Annotated in this window: 25 protein-coding genes; 15 read left to right on the top strand and 10 right to left on the bottom strand. The window is 63.7% G+C overall.

From position 1 onward, the window contains the following. Positions 1 to 2: 2 nt before the first annotated feature. Complete coding sequence (locus QMG80_RS19575; protein WP_085770692.1) at positions 3 to 818, bottom strand: DUF6790 family protein; 816 nt, start codon at positions 816 to 818, stop codon at positions 3 to 5. A gap of 56 nt (positions 819 to 874) precedes the next feature. Between QMG80_RS19575 and cobT the strand changes: the two genes are divergently transcribed. Beyond that, the gene (cobT, locus tag QMG80_RS19580; RefSeq protein ID WP_085770693.1) at positions 875 to 2,821 is read left to right on the top strand and encodes a cobaltochelatase subunit CobT; all 1,947 of its coding nucleotides are present in this window, start codon (positions 875 to 877) and stop codon (positions 2,819 to 2,821) included. 723 nt (positions 2,822 to 3,544) lie between these two features. On the opposite strand, the gene QMG80_RS19585 is transcribed toward cobT, so the two are convergent. From QMG80_RS19585 to QMG80_RS19595, 3 genes are all read right to left on the bottom strand, one after another. Continuing rightward, positions 3,545 to 4,339 (bottom strand): quinoprotein dehydrogenase-associated SoxYZ-like carrier, encoded by a 795-nt coding sequence (locus QMG80_RS19585; RefSeq protein WP_085770694.1) that lies wholly within the window; start codon positions 4,337 to 4,339, stop codon positions 3,545 to 3,547. A 74-nt stretch (positions 4,340 to 4,413) separates the two neighbouring features. After that, the gene (locus tag QMG80_RS19590; protein ID WP_085770695.1) at positions 4,414 to 4,926 is read right to left on the bottom strand and encodes a DUF1697 domain-containing protein; all 513 of its coding nucleotides are present in this window, start codon (positions 4,924 to 4,926) and stop codon (positions 4,414 to 4,416) included. A 27-nt stretch (positions 4,927 to 4,953) separates the two neighbouring features. Continuing rightward, a complete protein-coding gene (locus tag QMG80_RS19595; protein WP_085773537.1) occupies positions 4,954 to 5,880 on the bottom strand; it encodes a quinoprotein relay system zinc metallohydrolase 2 in 927 nt (308 codons plus the stop codon). Positions 5,881 to 6,177: 297 nt separating this feature from the next. On the opposite strand from QMG80_RS19595, the gene xoxF5 reads away from it, so the two are divergent. From xoxF5 to QMG80_RS19625, 6 genes are all read left to right on the top strand, one after another. Further along, positions 6,178 to 8,061, top strand: a complete 1,884-nt coding sequence (gene xoxF5, locus QMG80_RS19600; protein WP_085770696.1) for a lanthanide-dependent methanol dehydrogenase XoxF5 — start codon at positions 6,178 to 6,180, stop codon at positions 8,059 to 8,061. 173 nt (positions 8,062 to 8,234) lie between these two features. Further along, positions 8,235 to 8,744 (top strand): c-type cytochrome, methanol metabolism-related, encoded by a 510-nt coding sequence (locus QMG80_RS19605; protein WP_085770697.1) that lies wholly within the window; start codon positions 8,235 to 8,237, stop codon positions 8,742 to 8,744. 122 nt (positions 8,745 to 8,866) lie between these two features. Further along, entirely contained in the window at positions 8,867 to 9,718 is an 852-nt protein-coding gene (locus tag QMG80_RS19610) for a substrate-binding domain-containing protein (protein ID WP_245300082.1), read from the top strand. Next, positions 9,715 to 10,674: a glycine--tRNA ligase subunit alpha gene (locus tag QMG80_RS19615; RefSeq protein WP_085770698.1), complete on the top strand. Its 960-nt coding sequence runs from the start codon at positions 9,715 to 9,717 to the stop codon at positions 10,672 to 10,674. Before QMG80_RS19610 ends, QMG80_RS19615 begins: the two co-directional genes overlap by 4 nt. A 106-nt stretch (positions 10,675 to 10,780) precedes the next feature. After that, complete coding sequence (locus QMG80_RS19620) at positions 10,781 to 11,170, top strand: hypothetical protein (protein ID WP_085770699.1); 390 nt, start codon at positions 10,781 to 10,783, stop codon at positions 11,168 to 11,170. 9 nt (positions 11,171 to 11,179) lie between these two features. Further along, positions 11,180 to 11,740, top strand: coding sequence for a hypothetical protein (locus tag QMG80_RS19625; RefSeq protein ID WP_085770700.1), 561 nt, complete (start codon positions 11,180 to 11,182; stop codon positions 11,738 to 11,740). Between the two features lie 23 nt (positions 11,741 to 11,763). Here the strand turns inward: QMG80_RS19625 and hemA are convergent, their stop codons facing one another. Continuing rightward, complete coding sequence (hemA, locus tag QMG80_RS19630) at positions 11,764 to 13,050, bottom strand: 5-aminolevulinate synthase (protein WP_085770701.1); 1,287 nt, start codon at positions 13,048 to 13,050, stop codon at positions 11,764 to 11,766. Positions 13,051 to 13,357: 307 nt separating this feature from the next. On the opposite strand from hemA, the gene QMG80_RS19635 reads away from it, so the two are divergent. From QMG80_RS19635 to QMG80_RS19660, 6 genes are all read left to right on the top strand, one after another. Further along, positions 13,358 to 14,089 (top strand): Spy/CpxP family protein refolding chaperone, encoded by a 732-nt coding sequence (locus QMG80_RS19635; protein ID WP_245300084.1) that lies wholly within the window; start codon positions 13,358 to 13,360, stop codon positions 14,087 to 14,089. Between the two features lie 390 nt (positions 14,090 to 14,479). After that, positions 14,480 to 14,974 carry a transposase gene (locus QMG80_RS19640; protein WP_199769031.1) on the top strand — a complete coding sequence of 165 codons (495 nt, stop codon included), beginning with the start codon at positions 14,480 to 14,482 and terminating at the stop codon, positions 14,972 to 14,974. 11 nt (positions 14,975 to 14,985) lie between these two features. Continuing rightward, positions 14,986 to 15,582, top strand: coding sequence for a cob(I)yrinic acid a,c-diamide adenosyltransferase (locus QMG80_RS19645; protein WP_085770703.1), 597 nt, complete (start codon positions 14,986 to 14,988; stop codon positions 15,580 to 15,582). Between the two features lie 82 nt (positions 15,583 to 15,664). After that, positions 15,665 to 15,979, top strand: a complete 315-nt coding sequence (locus QMG80_RS19650; RefSeq protein WP_085773539.1) for a DUF4164 family protein — start codon at positions 15,665 to 15,667, stop codon at positions 15,977 to 15,979. Positions 15,980 to 15,983: 4 nt separating this feature from the next. Next, positions 15,984 to 16,361, top strand: coding sequence for a cell division protein ZapA (locus QMG80_RS19655; RefSeq protein WP_085770704.1), 378 nt, complete (start codon positions 15,984 to 15,986; stop codon positions 16,359 to 16,361). 31 nt (positions 16,362 to 16,392) lie between these two features. Beyond that, positions 16,393 to 16,692 carry a DUF1905 domain-containing protein gene (locus tag QMG80_RS19660; RefSeq protein ID WP_085770705.1) on the top strand — a complete coding sequence of 100 codons (300 nt, stop codon included), beginning with the start codon at positions 16,393 to 16,395 and terminating at the stop codon, positions 16,690 to 16,692. A 21-nt stretch (positions 16,693 to 16,713) separates the two neighbouring features. Here QMG80_RS19660 and QMG80_RS19665 read toward each other — a convergent pair whose 3' ends face one another. From QMG80_RS19665 to QMG80_RS19680, 4 genes are all read right to left on the bottom strand, one after another. Continuing rightward, positions 16,714 to 17,238, bottom strand: a complete 525-nt coding sequence (locus QMG80_RS19665) for a GNAT family N-acetyltransferase (RefSeq protein WP_245300085.1) — start codon at positions 17,236 to 17,238, stop codon at positions 16,714 to 16,716. An 8-nt stretch (positions 17,239 to 17,246) separates the two neighbouring features. Continuing rightward, a complete protein-coding gene (locus QMG80_RS19670) occupies positions 17,247 to 18,926 on the bottom strand; it encodes an electron transfer flavoprotein-ubiquinone oxidoreductase (RefSeq protein ID WP_245300086.1) in 1,680 nt (559 codons plus the stop codon). 96 nt (positions 18,927 to 19,022) lie between these two features. After that, on the bottom strand, positions 19,023 to 19,421 hold the full coding sequence (locus QMG80_RS19675) for a hypothetical protein (protein WP_210190841.1): 399 nt from the start codon (positions 19,419 to 19,421) through the stop codon (positions 19,023 to 19,025). A 116-nt stretch (positions 19,422 to 19,537) separates the two neighbouring features. After that, positions 19,538 to 20,110 carry a L,D-transpeptidase gene (locus QMG80_RS19680; protein WP_085770708.1) on the bottom strand — a complete coding sequence of 191 codons (573 nt, stop codon included), beginning with the start codon at positions 20,108 to 20,110 and terminating at the stop codon, positions 19,538 to 19,540. Between the two features lie 268 nt (positions 20,111 to 20,378). Here QMG80_RS19680 and QMG80_RS19685 point away from each other — a divergent pair, with 268 nt between their 5' ends. Further along, a complete protein-coding gene (locus QMG80_RS19685; protein WP_158658611.1) occupies positions 20,379 to 21,593 on the top strand; it encodes a cation:proton antiporter in 1,215 nt (404 codons plus the stop codon). 56 nt (positions 21,594 to 21,649) lie between these two features. Here the strand turns inward: QMG80_RS19685 and cysE are convergent, their stop codons facing one another. After that, positions 21,650 to 22,534: a serine O-acetyltransferase gene (gene cysE / locus QMG80_RS19690; protein WP_085770710.1), complete on the bottom strand. Its 885-nt coding sequence runs from the start codon at positions 22,532 to 22,534 to the stop codon at positions 21,650 to 21,652. A 263-nt stretch (positions 22,535 to 22,797) separates the two neighbouring features. Between cysE and QMG80_RS19695 the strand changes: the two genes are divergently transcribed. Next, entirely contained in the window at positions 22,798 to 23,214 is a 417-nt protein-coding gene (locus QMG80_RS19695; RefSeq protein ID WP_085770711.1) for a SufE family protein, read from the top strand. The last annotated feature ends 12 nt before the right edge of the window (positions 23,215 to 23,226 follow it).

The raw sequence follows: 23,226 nt of genomic DNA on the forward strand, positions 1-23,226 counted from the left end.
GATCACTTTCCCAATGAGCTCGCCCTACGCGAGGCAATGAGCAAGCCAATGGCGAGCAGAGGGCAGATGATGTCCATGTAGAAGGGGACTCCCGCGTTTCCGGGCGCGAAGTTGTTTGCGGCGAGCATCTGGCGAACATGCCCGATTGCGTCGCCGAACAGGAAAATCGAGGCGCCGCAAACAGCCGCCGCCCTGAAGTCCCAACTGCGCCAGAAGGCCGCGCAGGCCGTGACGCCGATGGCGAGATCGGCCGTTCCGACCTCATACTGAAACGGGCTGTCCTCCCATCCGATGTAAGCAGCGGCGACGCCCGGATAAAAGATGTGCGCGATCCCTGCCCAGAGCCCAGTCACGCCGATAGGCAGGAGCAGAATCCAAGCCAAAAAGCGGCTCGCGGCATCCGTCCTGCGTGGCAGTCCTGTCGCTCCGAGCACAAGAGCGAAAAGCAGCAGGACCGCTGGCAAGTTGCGGATGAGAAACGCTATCGATTCCGCGATCATGTCTGTGGGCCTCGCTACGTTATGCCGAACCGAGTACTGTTGGGGATACGGCTCGAGGCGCATCTGTCCTATGCGGCCAAAGCACACCGCCCCTCCGGCGAATGAATCGATATAGCCTGCATACCGCGCTTCGATCACGCTTTCGCAAAAGCCTGCGTAGGCGTGTCCCGGCACAAGCTGCGGCGCCCCGCAGATTGCGCTCTGGACGGCGCCCGTGTCGAAAATGGGCCGGCCATTTGGGGCCGCAATCGACACGACGCGCACGGAGGCGCGTTTAGGCTTCGGCGTGTTCTCGGCCTTGTCGGAGATCCATCTCACCCACCTGGCGGCCTTCTCTCTTCCGGAGCCGCGCGGAGCGGGCTATATGCGAAGCCATGCCTCCCGCCCCCACGAACCGTCGCCCCGGCCAGCCCAAGGATTCGCCTCAGGAACCGTTCAAGCGCTCGCTCGCCGGAACGATGCGGGCGATGGCCAAATCGCCCGACCTCGAGGTGAGTTTTTCACCCGACCGCCCCTCGCTCGTCGCCTCCGAGGAGGGCGTCAAGGCGCGCCTGCCCGAGCCGCCTCGCAAGCTCGCCCCGCGCGACGCCGCGATCGCCCGCGGCTGCGCCGACAGCTTCGCGCTCAGGCTCGCCTGTCACAACGAGGCGCTGCACCGGCGCCATGCCCCCGCCACAGGGGAAAGCCGAGCCGCTTTTGACGCCATCGAGCAGGCGCGCGTCGAGTCCATCGGCTCCCGGCGCATGGCCGGCGTCGCCGCCAATATCGAGGTGATGCTCGACGACCGTTACCAGCGCGCTCAATACGACGCGATCACGCGACGCGAGGATGCGCCGCTCGAGGACGCGCTGGCGCTGATCGCCCGCGAGCGGTTGACGGGCCTCGCGCCTCCCCCGCACGGCCGCAAGCTCGTGGAGCTGTGGCGCGATTTCATCGAGGAGCGCGGGAGCGCGGATCTGGATCGGCTCTCCGGCGCGATCGAGGACCAGCGCGGCTTCGCGCAGATCGTCCAGCATTTGCTCGCGAAGCTCGACATGGGCGCCCCGCAGCGCGCCGAGCAGGACGAAGAGGAGGATAAATCCGAGGAGGATCAGAAGGACAAGGAGAGCCCGGAAGGCGAGAGGGAGCAGGGAGAGGAGCCGAGATCAGCGGCCGAGATGGAAAAGGCCTTGTCCTCCGAGGAGCAAGAGGCGGAGGGCGAGACCGAATCAACCGAGGCGCCCTACGGCGAAGCGCGCGAGGAGCTGGAGGGCGGCGAGGCCGAGGAAGCGCATGACGGGCGCCGGCCCAATCTCCCCCATGCTGACCGATCGGGCTCCGATTATGTCGCCTACTCCACGAAGTTCGACGAGATCGTCCGCGCGGAGGAGCTCTGCGACGCGGAGGAGCTGGAGCGCCTGCGTTCCTACCTCGACAAGCAGCTGCTGCATCTGTCGAGCGTCGTCGGTCGGCTCGCCAATCGGCTGCAGCGCCGCCTGATGGCGCAACAGAGCCGCTCCTGGGAGTTCGATCTCGAGGAGGGTCTTCTCGATCCGGCGCGGCTGCCGCGGATCATCATCGATCCGCAGCAACCGCTCTCGTTCAAGCGCGAGAAGGACACCGATTTCCGCGACACGGTGGTGACGCTGCTCCTAGACAATTCCGGCTCGATGCGCGGGCGCCCCATCACCGTCGCGGCGACCTGCGCCGATATTTTGGCGCGCACGCTCGAACGTTGCGGGGTGAAGGTCGAGATTCTCGGCTTCACGACAAGGGCCTGGAAAGGCGGTCGCGCGCGCGAGGCATGGCTCGGCGAGGGCAAGCAGCCGAACCCTGGCCGTCTCAACGACATCCGCCACATCGTCTACAAGGCGGCCGATGCGCCTTGGCGGCGCGCGAGGCGCAATCTTGGCCTCATGATGCGCGAGGGCCTGCTCAAGGAGAACATCGACGGCGAGGCGCTGGATTGGGCGCATCGCCGATTGCTGGCCCGTCCGGAGCAGCGCCGCATCTTGATGATGATCTCGGACGGCGCGCCGGTCGATGATTCGACCCTCTCGGTCAACCCCGGCAATTACCTCGAGCGCCATTTGCGACAGGTCATTTTCGAAATCGAAACGCGCTCGCCGGTGGAGCTGATTGCGATCGGCATCGGCCATGACGTGACGCGCTACTATCGGCGCGCGGTCACCATCGTCGACGCCGAGGAGCTCGGCGGCGCGATGACCGAAAAGCTCGCCGAGCTGTTTGGGGAAAAACCGCAGGCGTCGCAGGTTTCGGCCACTGTGGAGGCGCCGGCTCGGCGTCGCGGCGATCGGCAAAGCAAGCTGCGCAAAAGCTGACGGGCTTTCGCGACCCGGCCGATTCCGGATTTCCTCAAATTCCTTAACTCGGCGCGCGGCTCGGATTAACGTTACGTCGCCATTAGAGACGGTCTTCGAAAAATATTTTGTAAAAGTCGCGGAACCCGGCGCCCCCTCTGCGCATTCCCTAGCGCAGGTTAAGCGCGGCGTTCGGGCCCGCGGCGTAGGTGTGGCCGCAACCATCGGCCGTTGGAGGATCAAGTCATGTCTCTTATGTCCGTGCACAACCACGATGCAGCTCTGTCGGCTGCCCATGCCGCTCGGGCTGAGACGATTGCGTGCGTCTCCGTGATTTGCCTCTTGGCGTCCGCGCCGCTGTTCGTCGCGATCGGCTTGATGATTTGGGGCGGCTGACCTTTCCCTTTGCAACTGTGTCGATGGGTCGTTTGCGAGCCCGCGCCGCGCTCCCGCAGGGGCGCGGTTTTTTTGCTCGAGCTCGATGATCTGCTTTTGTCGCCGCCACGGCGATGGCGCGGTCGGACTTTGGGGGACAAATTCTCGTCCGCCGAGATCACGCTGCGTTCAGGCGGAATCGCCTGAAGGCCAGACAATGTGACCGATTCCAAAAGCTAGAGCGCGATATGAAAAGTGGATATTGAGCGAGTCATTTTCGATCGCGTGATTCCACGCGTTCAGCGCGCGCTCTAAGAAGCGTCCGACGAGCTGAGTTCTTTGCGCAAACGGCTTTGACCACAGCCTTCGTCAGGAGGCGTCGCCAATCGGCCACTCCGACTTGAACACGGCGCCCTTCGTGTCATGCGCCTCGACCGAGATCGTCTTTGCCCCATTGGGTTTGTAGTCGAAGCGGAACACTGGATCCTCCGATAGCGATATGCCGCCCTCCATCGCAAAGATCAGATCGGCGCCCTGACGCACCTCGACCTTCTCGACATAATGCGCGGGGATGTAGAGATGCGTCACCTGGTCCATCTGCATGCCGGAGCTGTTGGGATGGCGAATCATGATCTGCGCCTCGCGCAGATCCGCAGATGACGACTTGAACTCGCGATATTTCATTTTGCCGAGATTGGCCGCCGCTTCATCCATGTTCTTGCCCGCCGGCGCGGAGCAGCCGCCCGCCGCCTTGACGAACTTGACCTCGGCATGGAGCGATCCGTCATCGGTTTCGGCCACGGCATGGACGTTTGTGTAGGAGTTCACGCGCACGCGGGTTTCGATGAAGCTCACGCCGGCGTTTGGTCCGATCTCGAAGGCCGCGGCCATCGGCATTGGGTTCTGGTCGATGACGAGCGTGGCGCGGCGCACGCCTCCGACTTTGAAGCGCAGCGTCATGGGCACGATGGCGGCGTCCTCGGCGCGCGCCGGGGCTTCGAGCGCGATGGTCTGATCCAAACCGACGCTTTTGCCGGGGAATATATCCCGAGAGATGTCCGGCCAGACGTCCGCCGTCTCGGCCTGCGCCGTCAGAACGGCGCCGGCCGTCAGTCCGAAGGCGAGCAAAAAGGCGACGCAGCGGTGCGGAGCGTGTTGGGTCATCGTGCTTCCTTTCTAACCGTAAGCGCCGCCATCGGCGTCGTCTGCGACTAGGTCACATCGCAGCGGCCACCGCTTCATCTCGAAGCCGCCAGTTCCGCGAGCTTTGCGACGGTGTTGATGTTTCGGGCCGTGCCGTTCGCTCCCGCTGGAATCTTGAGCTTTGAGCGGCCCATGCCCTCGCCATAGGCCACATAAATCTCCCGCTTGCCCAAGCACAGCTGTTCATCCTTCTGACGCCTAATCCCGTCGAGCGTGTCGGCGGGCGGAGGGGCATTGAGAAAAATGACGCATGTCCATTGGGGCGGCGCGCCAGGAAAAGGATTGGCGGCGAGAATATCCGCCATCTCTTTCGCTGTGCGCAGGATCACACCCACTGGCTTGCCAGTAAAGGAGTTCAGACGCTCCTCCAGCGCCGCCTTTACCTGTGCCTCGGCTCGATCGACCGAAAACACGACATTGCCGCTGGCGATATAGGTCTGAACGCCTTCAAAGCCTTCGGCGACGCACATCGCCTTCAGCGCCGACATCGGCAATTTGCCTGTCCCGCCCACATTCACGGCGCGAAGCAAAGCCACATAAGACGGCATCCGATCTCCCTGCCCTTGCCAGGGCTATCACGGGCCTTCCCATTCGAGCTCGGCAAATCCGGCGGTGGCGTTGCGCCCGTTATAATCGTCGAAGAGGCTCCATTTCGTTCGTTGGCTCTCGCCGGCCTGCTTGGCCGTTTGCGCGACGCCCTCCCCCTTCTTGATCGCCGCGCGCAGATCCGCCGTGAGCCGCTGCAGATAGCCTCGCTCGTCGTCGAGCGCCTGCGGCCAAGGGGCGACCAGAGGACCGTGCCCCGGAACCACGCGGATCGCCGGGATCTTCGCCAAATCGTCAGCGACAGCGAGAAATCCGAGCAGACTGCCGTCCACGACCGGCACATGCCCCATGAACAGCAGATCGCCGGCGAAGAGCGTTCCTGTCTTTTCGTCGAGGACGGTCAGGTCGCAATCGCTGTGGGATCGCGGCCATGTCTGCAGCAAGATCTTCCGGCCCCCCAGATCGAGGGTCGTCTCCTTCTCCACCGTGAGGGTCGGCGAGACGAGCGTCGTGCCGGTCAGCGCGTCTCCCATCGCCTCACGGAAAGAAGAGAGATAATGCTCGCCGCGCGCCGCCAGCGCGCGCGGCAGGTTCTTGTGGGCGACGAAGACCGCCCCCGCGGCGACAAACGCCGAGACCCCGAAGATATGATCGGGATGGGCGTGGGTCGCGATGACGTAACGAATGGGCTTAGACGTCCTCTCCCTTAAAGCGGCGAGGAAGGCCTCTCCTTCGAGGAGGCTCCCGCCAGCATCGACGACCGCCACGGCGTCGTCGCCGATGACGGCGCCGAGATTGGCGATGTCGCCTTTGTTCTCGCGCGTCATCATCGCGATCCGGCCCGCATGGGCGAGAACGCCAGGGGCGATCTCCTCCAAGCTGAAACTCTCCATTGCGCGCGAGGGCGCCGTAACGGAGAGAATCGACATGAAGATCGCTAAGACGAGACGTCGCATCATCGGTGTAAGCTCACATTAAAGCGCCGTTTCGAAGGAGCGGCCCGGCCGTTTTGCGGGCATTTTTCCCGGTTGCGCTCGCTAAGGCGGCGCCATATTATCCCGCCGTTTCCGGCTTAAGAGAAGTCTTCTGGACGGGAACCGGAAGATTATCCTCGCGGAAGCGGCGGCGACGCGCGCTCGGCGGGAGACAAAAAAACGGAAAAGCCTTCCCGGCACCCTAAGGAGCCATCAGGCGCGAGATCGGCGACGACGCCAGCATAAGGCGCGTGGCGACCTCGTCAGGAGGAAAAGCTCATGCATAAGCTATTGTTGTCGACTTCGGTCGGTGTTCTGGCGTTGGCTTCGGTCAGCGTCGCGAAGGCCGAAGACGCGCTGCTTACCCTTCAAAAGGACCCGAAGCAGTGGGCGCTGCCCACGGGCGATTACGCGAATTTGCGCTATTCCACACTCAAAGAAATCAACACGACCAACGTCCATAAGCTCGTCCCCGCGTGGAGCTTCTCCACGGGAACGCTGCGCGGCCACGAGGGCGCGCCGCTCGTCCTCGGCGACGTGATGTATCTGCACACCTCCTTCCCGAACATCGTCTATGCCCTCGATCTGAACGACAACGGCAAGATCATCTGGAAGTATGAGCCGAAGCAGGATCCGGCCGTCATCGGCGTGATGTGCTGCGACACGGTCAATCGTGGCCTCGCCTATGGCGACGGCAAGATCTTCCTGGCTCAGGCCGACACGACGCTCGTCGCGCTCGACGCCAAGACCGGAAAGCTCGTCTGGTCGGTGAAGAACGGCGATCCCTCCAAGGGTCAGACCTCGACCGCCGCTCCGCATGTCTTCAAGGACAAGGTGCTCGTCGGCATCGCCGGCGGCGAGTTCGGCGTGCGCGGCCACATCACGGCCTATGACGTCAAGGACGGTCATCAGCTGTGGCGCGGCTATTCGATGGGCCCGGACAGCGACACGCTGATCGACCCGGACAAGACCACCTATCTCGGCAAGCCGGTCGGCCCCGACTCCTCCACGAAGACCTGGGAAGGCGATCAGTGGCAGATCGGCGGCGGCACCACCTGGGGCTGGTACAGCTACGATCCCGAGCTGAACTTGGTTTACTACGGCTCGGGCAACCCCTCGACCTGGAACCCCAAGCAGCGTCCGGGCGACAACCGCTGGTCCATGACGCTTTGGGCGCGCGACCTCGACACCGGCAAGGCCAAGTGGGTCTATCAGACGACTCCGCACGACGAATGGGACTATGACGCGATCAACGAGATCGTGCTCGCGGACCAGACGATCGGCGGCGTCAAGCGCAAGACCGCGGTCCACTTCGACCGTAACGGCTTCGGCTACACGCTCGACCGCGTCACGGGCGAGCTGCTCGTCGCCGAGAAGTTCGACCCGGCGGTCAACTGGGCGACCAAGGTCGACATGGACAAGAGCTCGCCGACCTACGGCCGTCCGCTCGTCGTCGCGAAATATTCGACAGAGCAGAACGGCGAGGACGTGAACACGCAGGGCGTCTGCCCCGCGGCGCTTGGCTCCAAGGACGAGCAGCCGGTGTCGTTCAACCCCGAGACGGAGCTCTTCTACGTGCCGACGAACCACGTCTGCATGGACTATGAGCCCTTCCGCGTGAGCTACACCGCCGGCCAGCCCTATGTCGGCGCGACGCTCGAAATGTTCCCGGCGGGCAAGGTGCTCGGCGACGGCACGACCAACACCGGCAACTTCATCGCCTGGGACGCGCGCACCGGCAAGATCGTCTGGTCCGATCCGGAGCAGTTCTCGGTGTGGTCCGGCACGGTCTCGACGGCCGGCGGCATCGCCTTCTACGGCACGCTCGAAGGCTATCTGAAGGCCGTCGATCTGAAGACCGGCAAGGAGCTCTATAAGTTCAAGACTCCGTCGGGCATCATCGGCAATGTGATCACCTATGAGCACAAGGGCCATCAGAATGTCGCGGTGCTCTCGGGCGTCGGCGGCTGGGCAGGCATCGGCCTCGCGGCGGGCTTGGCGAAGAGCAACGAGGGCCTCGGCGCCGTCGGCAACTACAAGGGCCTCGCGGATTACACGGCGCTCGGTGGCGTGCTGACCGTCTTCGCCCTGCCGAGCGAGAGCGCTTCGGCGGCCGCGCCGTCGTCCAGCGCCCCGGCGGTGTGGAAGTCGCCCGCCAACTAAAGAAAGTTGGGGCGCGCGCGTCGCGCCCCTTTTTCCAAAAGGCTGCGCCCGGCTTCGTTGTCTTGACGACGCGTGGCCGGGAGCTTCTTTTTACGCGTTAAGCAATCTGCTATGGCGATTGCGACCGTCGCGGTGACTGCGGCGTGGAAATCAAGAAAAGTCGGAGAGTAGGGATGAAACTGTCTTTGGCGGGGGCGCTTGCCCTCGGGGTCGTTGTGAGCTTCGGAACGGCGGCCTACGCCGATCCTCCGGGCGACCCGAAGGCCGTCAAGTCGGAAGACGGCAAATATCTCGATGCGCAAGGCGATCCGACATACAACGTGAAGCCTGACGGCACGGTCGACTGGTACACCTTCTCCGGCTACCGCCGCTATCACTCCGAGTGCCACGTCTGCCACGGCCCGAACGGCGCCGGCTCGACCTATGCTCCCGCCTTGAAGGATTCGGTGAAGCGGTTCAACTATGCGGAATTCGCGGGCATCGTGATCGGCGGTCGTCCGAACGGCACCAGCGTGATGCCGTCCTTCGCGGACAATAAGAACGCCTCCTGCTATCTCAACGATCTTTACGTCTATCTCCGCGCGCTTTCGACGGGCGCGATCCCGGCAGGCAGACCCGAGAAGAAAGAAGAGAAGCCGAAGGCCTTCACCGAGGCCGAAACCGCCTGCATGAACGCCAAGTGAGCGAACGGGCGCGAGACGCGCGTCTCGCGCCGCTCCCGGAGCGGGGATTGACTCGACTTATCAGCGCAGAAGACCGTGCACTTCGGCCGCGTCCTCAACGACGACGCGCGCCGAGCTGGCTTGTGTTCGCCGCGGTCGCGCTCCTCGCGCAACCCGCCTCGGGGCAGAACCTCGGGCCGGAAGCCGCCGCGCGCGGAATGGACGAAGCGGGCTCATTCGAAATCATTGACCCTACGACGCTTCGGGTTTGCGCCGATCCCAACAACTTGCCTTTCTCGAATGAAAAGGGCGAGGGCTTCGAGAACAAGATCGCCGAGCTCCTCGCCGCGAAGCTTCACAAAGGCCTTGCCTATACTTTCTATCCGGGCGCGACAGGCTTCGTCCGCAACACGCTCAATGCGCGTCTTTGCGACGTGATTCTTGGCTCCCCCCAAGGCAATGACGTCGTCCAGCCGACGAATCCCTATTATCGCACGAGCTATGCGCTGGTGACGCGCGCCGATTCGGATCTCGCGGATTTGCGATCGCTCGACGATCCGCGACTCAAGTCTCCCGGCCGGCGCATTGGATTGGTCGCCAACACGCCGCCCGGCAATCTTCTCGCGCAATATGGCCTGCTCGGAGCCGTAAAGTCCTATCCGCTGATGGTGGACACCCGCTACGACTCTTCCTCCAGGGACATGATCGCCGATCTCGACAAAGGGGAGCTGGACGTGGCCCTCCTCTGGGGGCCGATCGCCGGCTATCGCGCGAAGACCGCCAAAAAGAAGCTTGTTGTCACCCCGATCGCCGACGCGCCCGGCGCGCGCATGAGCTTTCGCATCGCCTTCGGCGTGCGCCGGTCCGATCAGAATTGGAAGCGCGAGCTCAATCGCTTCATCGCCGAGAATAAAAATGCGCTCGACGCCATTCTGCGCGATTACGGCGTGCCGCTCATCGACGAGGACTCAAAACGCGGAGCGCCAGCGCCATGACAGTCGGGACCGACGACGCCTTCGCGCCGACCAAATCCTTTCAGGGCCTCATCCTGACCTTGCAGCGCTATTGGGCCCGTCAGGGCTGCGTGATTCTTCAGCCCTATGACATGGAGATGGGCGCGGGCACGTTCCACCCTGCGACCACCTTGCGCGCGCTCGGCGCCAAGCCCTGGCGCGCCGCCTATGCGCAGCCTTGCCGCAGGCCCAAGGACGGCCGCTATGGCGAGAACCCCAATCGCGGGCAGCATTACTACCAGTTCCAAGTCATCCTAAAGCCCTCCCCGCCCGACCTCCAGGAGCTCTATCTCGCCTCGCTCGAAGCCATCGGCCTCGACGCGAAGCTGCACGACATCCGCTTCGTCGAGGACGACTGGGAGAGCCCGACGCTGGGCGCCTGGGGGCTCGGCTGGGAATGCTGGTGCGACGGCATGGAGGTCTCGCAGTTCACCTATTTTCAGCAGGTTGCAGGAATAGAATGTCGACCCGTCTCCGGCGAGCTTACCTATGGGCTCGAACGGCTCGCCTGCTATCTGCAGGGCGTAGACTCCATCATGCAGCTCAACTTCAACGGGCGCGAGGGCGAGGAAAAGATCAGCTATGCCGACGTATTTTTGCAGGCAGAGCAGGAATACTCTCGCCATAACTTCGAATATGCGGACACCGACAAGCTTTTCCGGGACTTTTCCGCCGCCGAAAGCGAGTGCAAGAGACTGCTGACGCTCGGCGGCGACTCGGCGCAGGGACGGCATTTGCTCGCTCTGCCCGCCTATGACCAATGCATCAAGGCTTCGCACGCCTTCAACTTGCTCGACGCGCGCGGCGTGATCTCGGTGACGGAGCGTCAGAGCTTTATCGCGCGGGTGCGCGAACTGGCCAAAGCTTGCGGAGCGGCCTGGGCGCGCACCGAAGCCGGCGGCTTTCTCATTGAAAATTCTGCCGATATTCCCCGGTAAGGGAACGAAAAGCGATCTTGAGCGTTTCCTTAAGCCGGCTGTTGACGCCGGTCTGTTTTTGTTCTAGTTCTGTTCGAGTTCTGATCGCGTCGTGATGGAGGTTGCAATGATCGGCGCCCAGGCCGTGAAGCGGCAGGATGTCCACATATCCAAGGGGATCGCAGAGCGCAAAGGCGCCGGGCGTGGCTGCAGCCTCGCCTCGCTGGCCCACTCGCGGCTCAACGGCGCCTTTTATGCGTGGCATGGTCTCTCCGGCCGCCGCTATGTGCTGTCCGTCTTCGCCGGGAGCGACTGGGCCCTGGTGTCGGAATTCGAGGGGGTCGCGATCGTCGGCGTCGCGGGGGAGGAGACGGCGCGCCGCCCGATCTGCGTGCTGTCCGCACGCCAGCTTCGCGCGCTGGGACCGTCGCTCTCGAGAGCCGCAAATGAATGGCATGTTCTTTTCTGCGCGGACGAATCGGCGCTCAAGGATCTTGCTGGGTCGCTGATGAATTGAGCCCTTGCAATGCCGAAAAACTTGGTGAGTGCGGGGCGGCTGGGTGCGGTCGCTGTAGTGTTTGCCGTGTTAACCTTCCAACGCAGCGCCTCGGGCGAAACCAATCCATCTGCTTCCACAGCGCATTGGCATTTCAGCCCATTCGAGACCGAAGCAGGGGGCGTTTTTGGGGTTCTCGACTCGGATCTCGCATCAGAGTACCAGATTCTGTTTGGGTCATGTGACCTGAGGCAAATTGATTTCGAAATTGATTTTGGACACGAAGCTCTAGCAGAATTGTTCCGAACCGACTCCTATCCTATTGTCCGCTTCTTCACAGACGAGAAAAAGACAGACCTTGGAATAGGCCAGATAAACTTCAACGAGGGCCCGACTGGCGGTCCATGGAATGCAAAAATCAGCTATGTCGATAAGGAACTTATCCAGAAAGTATCATCAGCGAAAAGCTTCATCATCGAGCTAGTGGGCCGGACCGATGACAATGTCGAACACGTCTTTACACGGCTCGATCATTTGCCAGACCGCGGCCGCAAAGCTACCTTTTCAAGCATAGCCAAGAGATGTTTTTGAGGGCTGTCCTCGATGACAGCGCCTCACTGCGCGGCGAGCTTGATCTCGGGATAGGTGCAGCGCTCGCCGCTCGCCTCGTCCACATGCAGATGCGCCGGCGGCTCGACGAATTCGAGCCCGAGCGTCTTCCAGACGTCGACGAGCGATTCGACCAACGAGACGATATGCGCATGCGTGTGCCGGGGCGTCGGCGTCACGCGCAGCCGCTCCGTTCCCTTGGCGACCGTCGGATAGTTGATGGGCTGGATATAGACGCCGTGCCGCTCGAGCAGCATGTCGCTCGCGGCCTTGCAGCGCTGGGCGTCGCGCACCATGACCGGCACGATATGCGAGCTGTTCTCCAGCACCGGCAGGCCGCCTGCCGCCAGCGCGTGCTTCACGATATGCGCCGCGCGCTGATGAGCGGCGCGAATATCCGGACGGCTCTTCAGCAGCCGCACGGCGGCGCAAGCCGCCGCGGCGATAGCGGGCGGCAACGCGGTCGTGAAGATGAAGGAGGGCGCATAGCTCCGCACCGCGTCGATGAGCGCCGAGTCGCCCGCGATATAGCCGCCGAGCGAGCCGAAACCCTTGGCGAGCGTGCCTTCGATGACGTCGATCTTCGACATCACGCCGGCGGCCTCGCAGACGCCGCCGCCGCGCGGGCCATACATGCCGACCGCATGAACCTCGTCGATATAGGTCATTGCGCAATAGCGCTCGGCCAGGGCGGCGATCTCTGCGACGGGCGCGATATTGCCGCTCATCGAGTAGAGGCTCTCGAAAACGATGAGCTTGGGACGATCGCCGGCGGCGATCAGCAGCTCCTCGAGATGCGCGAGATCGTTGTGGCGGAAAATCTGCCTCTCGGCGCGTGAACGCTTCACGCCCTCGATCATCGAATTATGATTGGAGGCGTCTGACAGGATCAGGCAGTTCGGCAACAGATCGGCGATCGTCGAGATCGCCGCGAGATTGGAGATCCAGCCGGAGGTGAAGACGAGCGCCGCCTCCTTGCCGTGCAGATCGGCGAGCTCGCGCTCCAATTCAACGATCGCGCAGCTCGTGCCGGAGATGTTCCGCGTCCCGCCGGCGCCCGCCCCGACATTGCGGGCGGTCTCGACCATTGCGTCAATCACCTCGGGGTGCTGACCCATGCCGAGATAGTCGTTGGAACACCAGATCGTGACTTCCTGCGCACGCCCATCCGGCCGGCGCCAGAGCGCCTCGGGGAAGGTCTCTACCGAGCGCTCGATATGCGCAAAAGTGCGATAGCGCCGCTCGGCCTTGAGGCGGAACAGGGCCCCCTCGAAATAGCGCCGATAATCCATTTCAGGGTCCTTCAGCCCTCGCCCGGCGCCGTTGATGTCAAGCGCTCTGGCCTATCCGTGCGACGACGGAGCGGTCCTCCCCCGACCGATCCGTTCCGACCCGATAGATAGCCTATCGACGCGTTTAAAGCGAGGGGCGTTTCGTCGCGCATCTGTCATGTCCCCTGCGACCCTTTGGCGCGAGAAAATGCGGACTTTGTCACCGACTTCCAATGTGCGGGGCGCCTATTTCAGCTATGGAGGCGCCGCAACGTCGGACGCGCGGCGATGTCCATGCGGATTCGAAGCGCGCCGAGGGGAGGATGCAATGAGCGCGAAGCAAAGATCTCAGACCTTGTCGTTCTTTCGAGCCGTCGCCGCTACAGCGCTTTTGGCGCTCGCCGGCCCCGGCCTTGCTCAGACCGGGGCTCAAACGACGCCAGGCGGCGGAGCCATGAGCCACGAGATGATGGGCGGCCACGACATGATGGGCGGCCACGATATGGGCGGCATGGGTGGCCACGACATGAAGGGCTCCGGCATGCAGATGGGCGGCATGGGCGGGCATGACATGATGGGCTCCGGCATGGGCGCCATGATGCACAAGATGACTTGCGGCTTCGCCGAACATCTCGACGGCCGTCTCGCCTATCTCAAGGCCGAGCTGAAGCTAACCGACGCCCAACAGGCGGCCTGGACTTCCTTCACGGACGCCTATCGCGCCGCCGCTCAAACGGCCTTGCAAAAATGCGCCGCGCTGGACGCGGCGGCGACCGGCGATCACGCCAAGCATCAAGGCGTGCTCGGGCATCTGAGCATGATGGAGCGCCACATGACCGATCATCTCGAGGTCGTTCGCGCGCTCAAGGCTGCGATTGAGCCGTTTTTCGCGACGCTCACCGAAGAGCAGAAGAAGGCGGCCGAGCAGACCATGAGCAGCGTGATGGGAATCGGCATGGGCGGCATGATGGGCGGCTCCGGCGGCGGCATGATGGGCGGACACGACATGAAGGGCCCGGGAATGCAGCACGAGATGGGCGGCGGGGCGGCGCACCCGTAAAGCTGTCATGCAGGGACGCAGCGCGCGGGGCTTCCGCGCGCTGCCTTTGCTGCGGCGCGACATTATGTAGCACCGCGCCGGAGTCACGGTTATTGCTGCAAATTATTCTGTTTTTGGAATCATTCTAAATTTTCTACCTGCGTCGAGATCGTTGAAAATAGTTTACGTTGCCCGGGCGGCGAGCGGCCGCGCGTTTTTGCCGATGAGACTCAAACTTGCCTCGCCCGCGCTGGACGGCGCCCCGGGCCATTTTCGCCATTGCAGATGACTTTGAAACTATGAGAGAAACGCCCAGTCCACCGGAGGCGCGGCGATTTTGCAGAGGTCTGCTGAGTTCGTCGGGACGCGCTCCCCGCTCCGCCTTCCCAAGTATAACCAAGCTCGTTCAAAATGCCCGAGATCGAAAACGGCGCCTCTAGAAAATTAACCGAAAAACGACGCGAAACCATCCTGCGCGCCGCGCTGGGACGCGTCGAGGGAAAGCTTTCGCAAGCGGTCATCGAGGACCTGAAGAAGGACCTTGGCGTCAGCCGCGCGACGGCCTACCGCATGATCCGCACTTTTCGCAGTTGCGGCGCCGTCGTGGCGCCCAACACCCGTCCGGTCGGGCGCCCAAAGGGCTCGCGGGTGCTCGACCCGCGCCGGGAGCTGCTCATCGCCGAAGCCATCGAGCATTATCGGGCAGCGCAACCGACGCCAAAATTCAGCGAGCTCGTCCAAACGGTCAGCCAGCGGTGCCGTGAGGAGCGTCTCCCCGCGCCCAATTGGCGCACCATCAGATCGCGGTTGGTCGATTCGCTGGGGCGACAGGAGCGCGAGCTCCTCGCGGCAGGATTTTCCGCCTCGCCGCACGAGGCGCTTGCTGACGGATCATCGAGGCGATAACCAGCCTCCCCATGGTGCGACTGGACAGAATCTACACGCGCGGCGGAGACGCAGGAGAAACTTCGCTCGTCGGCGGCGAGCGTCGACGTAAGGACGATGCGCGCGTCGGCGCCTATGGCGACATCGACGAGACCAACGCGGCGATCGGCGTGGCCCGCGCGGCGCTGCCCTCCGAGGATCAGGCGCTCGACCCCATGCTCGAGCGCATCCAGAACGAACTTTTCGATCTCGGGGCCGAGCTCGCGACGCCTGCCGCCAAGGGCGCCGCCTCGGCGCGACTTGCGGTCACGCAAGAGCAGGTGGCGCGCCTCGAGGCGGAGATCGACGAAATGAACGGCGCGCTGGCGCCGCTGAAATCCTTCGTGCTGCCGGGCGGCGCGCCGGTCGCGGCGCATCTTCATCTCGCCCGCGCCATCTCGCGCCGGGCCGAGCGCGCCATGGTGGCGCTCGCCGCCCTGCCAGGGGAAGAAGTCGCCGCGGTCGCGCTGAGCTATGTCAACCGCCTCTCCGACTTCCTGTTCGTCGCCTCGCGCTGGGTCAATCGCCGGCAGGGGGACGTTTTGTGGCGTCCTGGCGCGACGCGATCCTCCTCGTCAACGCCGCGCTAACCATTCCGCTGCTTTTTCCGTGTTAGAACGCGATGCGAGACGGCTCGAGCCGCCTTCGCAGGAAAGGATGCGCGTCGAACCCATGCCGCCCTCATCGAACGACGCCGAGCTGCCGCCTGCCCTCGCCGCGGCCTTCGACCGCCTTGAGGCCGCGCTCGAGGCCGCGGAGGACGTTGTGCGTCTGCGGCTCGATGAAGATTTGTCGCTCGCCGATTTCGAGGAGGAGCTCACCGTCATGCAGGACGACAGGAACCGCCTCGCGCAGGAGCTCGACGCGGCGCTCGCCCGCGCCTCGGGCATCGAACGTATCCGCGAGGAGGCCGTGCGCCGCGTTGAGCGCGCCAGCGCCGGCGTGGCGGCTGTTCTCGGCCTCGCGCCGCGCGAAGAGGGAAAATAGACTCATGGCGGTCGCCGTCGTTACGGTTGCCGGGCGCGCCTATCGCGTCGGCTGCGAGCAGGGCGACGAGCCCAGGATCGAGGCGCTCGGACGTCTCGTCGATGAGCGCATCGAGAAGCTGCGGGGAGGCTTCGGCGAGATCGGCGACCAGCGCCTGCTCGTCATGGGCGCGCTGGGATTCGCCGACGAGGCCGAGGACCAGCGGCTGCGCGCCGAGGCCCTGCAGAAGGAGGTGGAAACCTTGCGCGCTGAGCGTGTTGAGCGGGACGCGCGCGAGGCGGCCGTCGAGGCGCGGCTCGCTGAAAAGGTCACGGACGCAGCCGATCGTCTCGCCAAGCTCGCCCGCGATCTCGCGGGCCGCGGGGAGCCGGAGACGCCCTGAGCGGAAGGCTCCGGCTCCGAAGGAAAAACCAATGACCGGGACATATCGGTTCGCCTCCACGATTTGGCGCTATCCCGGAGAGGCGGCGTGGCGTTTCGTTACTCTGCCAGAGCCGATATCGAGAGAAATCCAGCTTTTCCATCCCAGACGCGCCGGCTTTGGGTCCGTCAAGGTCACGGCGGCCATCGGAGGATCCGAGTGGCGGACGTCACTGTTCCCGGACAAGAAGACCGGCCGCTACCTTCTGCCGATCAAGGCGGACGTCCGCAAAAAGGAACATCTCGAGGATGGCGCCGAACTGGAAGTAAGCCTCGTCGTTCCTTGCGACTGAGCGGCGCCCGCTCCGAGGCGCTCAGCCCCCGGCGAGGCTGAGCGACATCAGCATCTCATCGAAATAAAGGCCGTCTTCCTTCACGGCGCGAGGCTCGATCCCGTAACTCTCAAAGCCCCAGCGCCGATAGAACCCCACGGCCGGCGCATTGCCGCTCATGACCGTGAGGGTGACGATTTCGACCGTTCGTCTCGCTTCGTCGAGCAGCGCAGACATCAACGCGTCGGCGATGCCGGACCCGCGATATTCTCTGCGAAGATACATGCCGAAGAGCAGCGCTTTATGCGCGATCTTGCATCCGACGCCTCGAGAAAGTCCGCCGATCCCGACGAGCTCATCCTCGCAAAAGGCGCCAACGACGAAATCGCGGAGGAGCCGCGCTTCGATCTCTTTCGGCGTCAGCCGCTCTTCATCCGCGGGGGCATAGCGAAACTCGCGCGTCTGCAGCGCGAAGCCCTCGAGCCGCAGCCGATGGAAGTCGCGCGCGTCAGCGGGCGCGAGCCTGCGTATCTCGAACCCGCCGACGCCCAAGTCCGGCCGTCCCAAGCCCAGCCTCACATATTCGGATAGTTCGGCCCGCCGCCGCCCTCGGGCGGCGCCCAGGTGATGTTTTGCGCCGGGTCCTTGATGTCGCAGGTTTTGCAATGCACGCAATTCTGCGCGTTGATCACGAAGCGCGGGTCACTTTTCGCCGCCTCGTCGGCGTAGACCACCTCATAGACTCCCGCCGGGCAATAAAGCCGGGCCGGCTCCCCGTAGCGAGGAAGATTGTCGTGGATCGGAACAGCCGGATCCCTGAGCTTGAGATGACAGGGCTGGTCCTCCTCGTGATTCGTGTTCGAGACGAAGACGGAGGAGAGCTTGTCGAAGGCGATTTTTCCCGAAAGCTTCGGATAGGTCTTGGGCGCCACTTCGGAAATCGGCTTCAGCGACGCGTAGTCGGGCTTTCCGTGCGGCAAGGTGCCGAAGACGGAGAAGCCGAAAAGCTCGTTCGTCCACATGTCGAAGCCGCCAAGCAGCACGCCGACATAGAGCCCATATTTCGAGAGGAGCGGCTTGACGTTGCGCACCAGCTTCAGATCGCGGCCGATGTCGGAAGCGCGCCAGGACGAGTCATATTCGCCGAGCTCGTCCTGCGCACGGCCCGCCTTCAGCGCCTTTTCCAAATGCTCGGCGGCGAGCATCCCCGAGAGCATCGCATTGTGCGAGCCCTTCACACGCGGGAGGTTCATGAAGCCCGCGGCGCAACCGATCAGCGCGCCTCCAGGGAAGACGAGCTTCGGCACGCTTTGCCAGCCGCCCTCGGTCAATGCGCGCGCGCCATAGGAAATGCGCTCGCCGCCTTCGAGCTGCTTGGCGATCAAGGGATGCGTCTTGAAGCGTTGGAACTCGTCGAAGGGGGAGAGCGTCGGATCGTCGTAGTTCAAATGGATGACGAAGCCGATCGAGACGAGGTCGTCGTCGAAGTGATAGAGGAAGGAGCCGCCGCCCGTGCGGCTGTCGAGCGGCCAGCCGAAGGTGTGCATCACGGCGCCGGCGCGATGCTTCTCCTTGGGGATGCGCCAAAGCTCTTTCAGGCCGATGCCGAATTTCTGCGGCTCGCTATTCTTGTCGAGCCCGAATTTGGCGATGAGCTGCTTCGAGAGCGACCCGCGCGCGCCTTCGGCGAACAGCGTGTAACGCCCGCGCAGCTCCATGCCGCGCGTGAAACTCTCCTTGTGATGGCCGTCCTTGGCGACGCCCATGTCGCCGGTCGCGACGCCCAGCACCTCGCCCTTGTCGCCATAGAGAATTTCGGCGCCGGCGAAGCCCGGATAGATCTCGACGCCGAGACCTTCGGCCTCCTGGGCGAGAAAGCGCACGACATTGCCGAGCGAGCCCACGAACTTGCCGTGATTGCTCATGAGCTTGGGGTTGATGACATGCGGCAGCGGCGTCGCGCCCGTCTCGCTCAAGAGAAAGATTTCGTCGGACGTCACTTGCGTGGAGATCGGATGATCGGCGCGCTCGCGCCAGCCCGGCAGCAGGCGATCCAGCGCGATCGGATCAATCACGGCGCCCGATAAGATATGCGCGCCGGGCTCCGAGCCCTTCTCGATCACGACGACCGAGAGGTTCTCATCGAGCTGCTTCAGGCGAATGGCGGCGCAAAGGCCCGCGGGTCCGGCGCCCACGATGACGACGTCGTAATCCATTGCTTCGCGCGGCGGCAATTCGTCCTGTTCCGATTCCATGCTTCTCCCCTTCGCGGCGGCCGGGCGATCCGCTGCGCTTTGGCGTCTTTGAGCGGCACCTTATAGGCTTTGCCGCGCGTTGCAAAAGTGGCGGCGCTACTTCCGCTCGCTGCTATGGTCGATGATCTCTTCCTCTAACGTGCGCGTCGCAGGGTTGTAGGTGACGTTGACCCTGATGTTGTCCTGCTTCAGCTCCAGCGCATAATCATGCTTGCCGTTCGCTGCGAACAGCTCCGCCTCGAGGCGGCTCATTTGCTTGGCGTTTTCGTATCCCATCATCGGATCGAACGGCAAGCCGTCCACGTAGAATACGGGATAGACCCGATGGTTGAGGAGATCGACCTTCGTCAGTTTTATTTTCCATTTGGAAAAAACGTCTTTCGTCGGGTGACGCCAATTGGCGATATCGTCGACGGTGACAACATCATCCGCACTTAATACAGTGCATGTCAGAGCAATAATTAGGCCCAAGCCAGCAGCAAACCTTCGCCCCATCCGTCGCACCCTTCCCTACTCCCGAAGATCGCGGCGAAGGCGCCCGCCGCATGCCCGATCACACGGTGACGCGTGCGGGAGCGGGCCAATCTTAGGGCGTTGGACCCGGTGGCCCATTAGTTCAGCACGACGACTTTGGTTCCGACCTTCACCCGTCCATAGAGATCGACGACATCACGATTTGTCATGCGAATGCACCCCGATGAAACGGCGGCGCCAATCGTGTCGGGCTCATTGGAGCCATGAATTCGGTATTCGCTCGAGCCCAGATAAAGCGCGCGGGCGCCGAGCGGATTTTCCATTCCTCCGGCCATGTGCCGCGGCAGATCCGGTCGTCTTTTGAGCATTTGCGGCGGCGGGCTCCAATCCGGCCACTCACGCTTGGCCGAAATCGTCTTCGTGCCCGACCAGGTAAAACCCTCGCGGCCAACGCCGACGCCGTATTCGATCGCGTGGCCGTCGCCAAGCACATAGTACAGCCGACGCTCCTTGGTCGAGACGACAACAGTGCCTTTTTTGTATTCAGGGTGCTTCCACCGCACGACCTGAGCCGGGATCGCTTGCTCGCGGAAAAGATTGACGAAATCGGCGAGCGCGCCGCGATCGAAAGGACTCCCCAGCGCTTGCGCGGGAAGGACAAGGCTGAGGGCCACCAAACCCCCGCAAAGCCAAGCATGCTGACGAATCATTTTCAGACCTCTCCCGGCGCTTTCGAAGACTTGTGCGAGCGCCGACGGGGCGGAACTTTCGTTAACGAATGCGGCAGGAATCCGGCGCCCGCCACGAGTGACGTTACGGTGGAGACTGACAGAAAATGGGCGTGTCAAGGCAGAGCTGGAGCCCTAACTAAGTCCCAGCGACGCAGGATGTGTCTCAAGCCGGGTTCTTCTCCCGCTCTGCTCGCCAAGGGTCCGCGCGGCGGTGGGCTCCTTTTACGCTCAGGCGCAGGAGTCGATCATGGACGAAATCAATCCCAGCAATCTGATCGCCGTCGCCGTCGCCATGGTGATCGCTGCGGGAATTCCGGCTTTGCTGCCGCGCCTGCCGCTGCCGGCCGTCGTGTTGGAGATCGTGCTCGGCGCCGTGGTCGGGCCGCAGGTTCTTGGACTCGTCCATCCCGGCGCAAGGCTGAACTTCCTGGCGGACTTCCTCGGTCTCGGCATGCTGTTCCTCATGGCCGGCTTCGAGACCGACCCAAAAGTGCTCCGAGGCCGCCCGATTCGTAACGCTTTGTTCGGGTGGGCCATGACCGCGGTTATCGCGTTCGGCGCGGCCATGTTGCTCAACATGTTAGGGCTCGCGAGCGCCCCTCTCTACACAGGGCTCGCGCTCACCACCACGACGATCGGCACGCTTCTGCCCATGCTGCGCGATTCCGGCCTTTTGGCTCCGCCTTATGGACCGATGGTGCTGGCCGCCGGCGCCATCGGCGAGGTCGGCCCGGTCATCGCGCTGTCGCTCATACAGGCCAAGGACCGCGCCCCCGAACAGGCGCTGATCATGATCGTTTTCGCCGCCCTTGCGGCCGGAGCTGTCGTCCTGGCCCAGCGGGCGAGCCGCAGCTCCTTCGAGGGAATTGTGACGCGAACCATGACGACGTCCAGCCAGCTTCCCGTGCGCCTGGCGATGTGCGCCCTCATCCTTCTGGGCGTGTTGTCCGAACAGCTGCAAATTGAAGTGGTCGTCGGCGCCTTTATCGCAGGGGCTCTGACCCGAGCCGCGCTCGAGCGTCAGCATGACGAAGCCATGAAGGCGCGCCTGGACGGCGCGGGTTCCGCTTTCCTGATTCCGATCTTTTTCGTGACCTCTGGCGTGCGCCTGGATGTCGCCTCGCTCGTTTCCAGCCCGATCGCCTTGACGATGGCGGCGGTCTACGCCCTTTTGATGCTGGTGGCGCGCGGCGCGCCGGCTCTCCTGCTCTACGGCGCCGATTTGTCTCTCCGGCAGCGCGTGGGGCTAGCGCTTCATTCTGGCACACAGCTTCCACTGGTGGTGGCTATCACCGCTATAGCTGTTCGACACGGCGCGATGTCGAGCGCGCAGGGGGCCGTCCTGGTTGGCGGCGGAATTCTCTCGACGATCCTCTTCCCGCAGCTGGCCAAGCTATTCTTGGAGGCGGAACCCGCCCCACAGCCTGTCAAGGCAAGGGGCCGCTGGGCGTTTTGGGTCTGATCAGCTCGGTTGAAGCTCCTGCGAGCGAACAGGATGTCGAACGTCAAGGCCGCAATTCAGATCACATAGCTGAACGAGTCATAAGCGATGTCGCTCAGCAGCTGATCCATATCGCGCGCGGGCTCGCCGCAGCCCGCGGCGCCGACGATCTTGGCCGGCACGCCGGCGACCGTCACATTGCGCGGCACGTCTTGCAGCACGACCGAGCCGGCGGCGACGCGGGAGCAGCGGCCGATCTCGATGTTGCCGAGGATTTTCGCGCCGGCGCCGATCAGCACGCCGTCCCTCACCTTGGGATGCCGGTCGCCGGAGACCTTGCCGGTTCCACCTAGCGTCACCCCCTGCATGAGCGAGACATTGCGGCCGACCGCCGCCGTCTCGCCGATGACGAGCCCCGTCGCATGATCGAGAAACACCCCTTCGCCAAAAGGCGCCGCCGGGTGAATGTCGGTCTGGAAGACCTCCGACGAGCGGCTCTGCAGATAAAGGGCGAGATCGCGCCGGCCGTTTCGCCACAGCCAATTGGCGAGCCGATGCGCCTCTATCGCATGAAACCCCTTAAAATGCAGAAAGGGTTCGAGGAGCCGCACGCAAGCCGGATCGCGCTCGACGATCGCCGTGAGGTCCGCTCGAAAGGCCGAGAGGAGCGCGGGTTCGGCGAAGATCGCGCCGCAATAGGCGTCGGCGAGCAGCTCCGCCGGCGCCGCCGGCGTCCCGAGGCGCGCGGCGATCCGCCGAACCAGGGCTTCCCCGAAGCTCTGGCGATTGAGCACGGCGCCGGTCAGAAACCCCGAAAGCGCCGGCTCCAGCGCCATCGCCGCTCTGGCCTCGTCGCGCAAATGGCGCCACAAAGCGTCACGCCCGGCGCAAATTTCGCTTAGCGTCGCGCGCGCGTCGGAAGACGCCGCGTCGGACCGAAAATTTGCGCTGATTCTGTTCATGTCGCTCGCGCCGTTTCGCCGCCTGCCCTCCCGCAGCGCGGCAAGACTACCTATCATATAGCGCGGGGACGGGCGTGGAAGGGCGTCGGCGGGGAGGGTCATCGTGTAAACGGATGATGGGCGTAAGTCCCTCCCCTGGAGGGCGAAGCGCGACGGTCGGGGTGAAAATCTTCGCCTTGATCCTGCCCCAGAGGATGCGGCCTTTCCGCTCGGCCGCGGCCATGCGAGAAAGGCCGGGCAGCGGACTTTAACTGGAAGCGAGAATGGATATCGAGGAGATCATCGGCAATTTCGAGCTGCTCGACGAGTGGGACGACCGCTATCGCTATTTGATCGAGCTCGGCCGCACGTTGGAGCCGCTGCCGCAGGAGGCATACAGCGACGCAAACAAGGTCCGCGGCTGCGCGAGCCAGGTCTGGCTCGAGACGCGGCCCGGAGCCGGCCCCGCGGGCGAGCCCGTGATTCTCTATCGCGGCGACAGCGACGCGCATATCGTCAAGGGTCTCGTCGCGCTGGCGCTCGCGCTCTTCTCGGGGCGCGCGCCGCAGACGATCATCGAGACAGACCCGCAGCCGGTCTTCGCGAAGCTCGGCCTCGCGCAGCATCTGACGCCGCAGCGCGCCAACGGTCTCCGGGCCATGGTCGACCGGATCAAAAATGAAGCCCGAACTCTTGCCTAGCGGCTCACAGCA

The organism is Methylocystis bryophila (assembly GCF_027925445.1).
Classification (GTDB): domain Bacteria; phylum Pseudomonadota; class Alphaproteobacteria; order Rhizobiales; family Beijerinckiaceae; genus Methylocystis; species Methylocystis bryophila.

Bases quoted from the DNA above. Each gene is read 5' to 3' on its own strand.
- cobT (WP_085770693.1), top strand. From the start codon at position 875: ATGCCTCCCGCCCCCACGAACCGTCGCCCCGGCCAGCCCAAGGATTCG.
- QMG80_RS19585 (WP_085770694.1), bottom strand. From the start codon at position 4,339: ATGACCCAACACGCTCCGCACCGCTGCGTCGCCTTTTTGCTCGCCTTC.
- QMG80_RS19590 (WP_085770695.1), bottom strand. From the start codon at position 4,926: ATGCCGTCTTATGTGGCTTTGCTTCGCGCCGTGAATGTGGGCGGGACA.
- QMG80_RS19595 (WP_085773537.1), bottom strand. From the start codon at position 5,880: ATGCGACGTCTCGTCTTAGCGATCTTCATGTCGATTCTCTCCGTTACG.
- xoxF5 (WP_085770696.1), top strand. From the start codon at position 6,178: ATGCATAAGCTATTGTTGTCGACTTCGGTCGGTGTTCTGGCGTTGGCT.
- QMG80_RS19605 (WP_085770697.1), top strand. From the start codon at position 8,235: ATGAAACTGTCTTTGGCGGGGGCGCTTGCCCTCGGGGTCGTTGTGAGC.
- QMG80_RS19615 (WP_085770698.1), top strand. From the start codon at position 9,715: ATGACAGTCGGGACCGACGACGCCTTCGCGCCGACCAAATCCTTTCAG.
- QMG80_RS19620 (WP_085770699.1), top strand. From the start codon at position 10,781: ATGATCGGCGCCCAGGCCGTGAAGCGGCAGGATGTCCACATATCCAAG.
- QMG80_RS19625 (WP_085770700.1), top strand. From the start codon at position 11,180: ATGCCGAAAAACTTGGTGAGTGCGGGGCGGCTGGGTGCGGTCGCTGTA.
- hemA (WP_085770701.1), bottom strand. From the start codon at position 13,050: ATGGATTATCGGCGCTATTTCGAGGGGGCCCTGTTCCGCCTCAAGGCC.
- QMG80_RS19635 (WP_245300084.1), top strand. From the start codon at position 13,358: ATGAGCGCGAAGCAAAGATCTCAGACCTTGTCGTTCTTTCGAGCCGTC.
- QMG80_RS19640 (WP_199769031.1), top strand. From the start codon at position 14,480: ATGCCCGAGATCGAAAACGGCGCCTCTAGAAAATTAACCGAAAAACGA.
- QMG80_RS19645 (WP_085770703.1), top strand. From the start codon at position 14,986: ATGGTGCGACTGGACAGAATCTACACGCGCGGCGGAGACGCAGGAGAA.
- QMG80_RS19650 (WP_085773539.1), top strand. From the start codon at position 15,665: ATGCCGCCCTCATCGAACGACGCCGAGCTGCCGCCTGCCCTCGCCGCG.
- QMG80_RS19655 (WP_085770704.1), top strand. From the start codon at position 15,984: ATGGCGGTCGCCGTCGTTACGGTTGCCGGGCGCGCCTATCGCGTCGGC.
- QMG80_RS19660 (WP_085770705.1), top strand. From the start codon at position 16,393: ATGACCGGGACATATCGGTTCGCCTCCACGATTTGGCGCTATCCCGGA.
- QMG80_RS19670 (WP_245300086.1), bottom strand. From the start codon at position 18,926: ATGGAATCGGAACAGGACGAATTGCCGCCGCGCGAAGCAATGGATTAC.
- QMG80_RS19675 (WP_210190841.1), bottom strand. From the start codon at position 19,421: ATGGGGCGAAGGTTTGCTGCTGGCTTGGGCCTAATTATTGCTCTGACA.
- QMG80_RS19680 (WP_085770708.1), bottom strand. From the start codon at position 20,110: ATGATTCGTCAGCATGCTTGGCTTTGCGGGGGTTTGGTGGCCCTCAGC.
- QMG80_RS19685 (WP_158658611.1), top strand. From the start codon at position 20,379: ATGGACGAAATCAATCCCAGCAATCTGATCGCCGTCGCCGTCGCCATG.
- cysE (WP_085770710.1), bottom strand. From the start codon at position 22,534: ATGAACAGAATCAGCGCAAATTTTCGGTCCGACGCGGCGTCTTCCGAC.
- QMG80_RS19695 (WP_085770711.1), top strand. From the start codon at position 22,798: ATGGATATCGAGGAGATCATCGGCAATTTCGAGCTGCTCGACGAGTGG.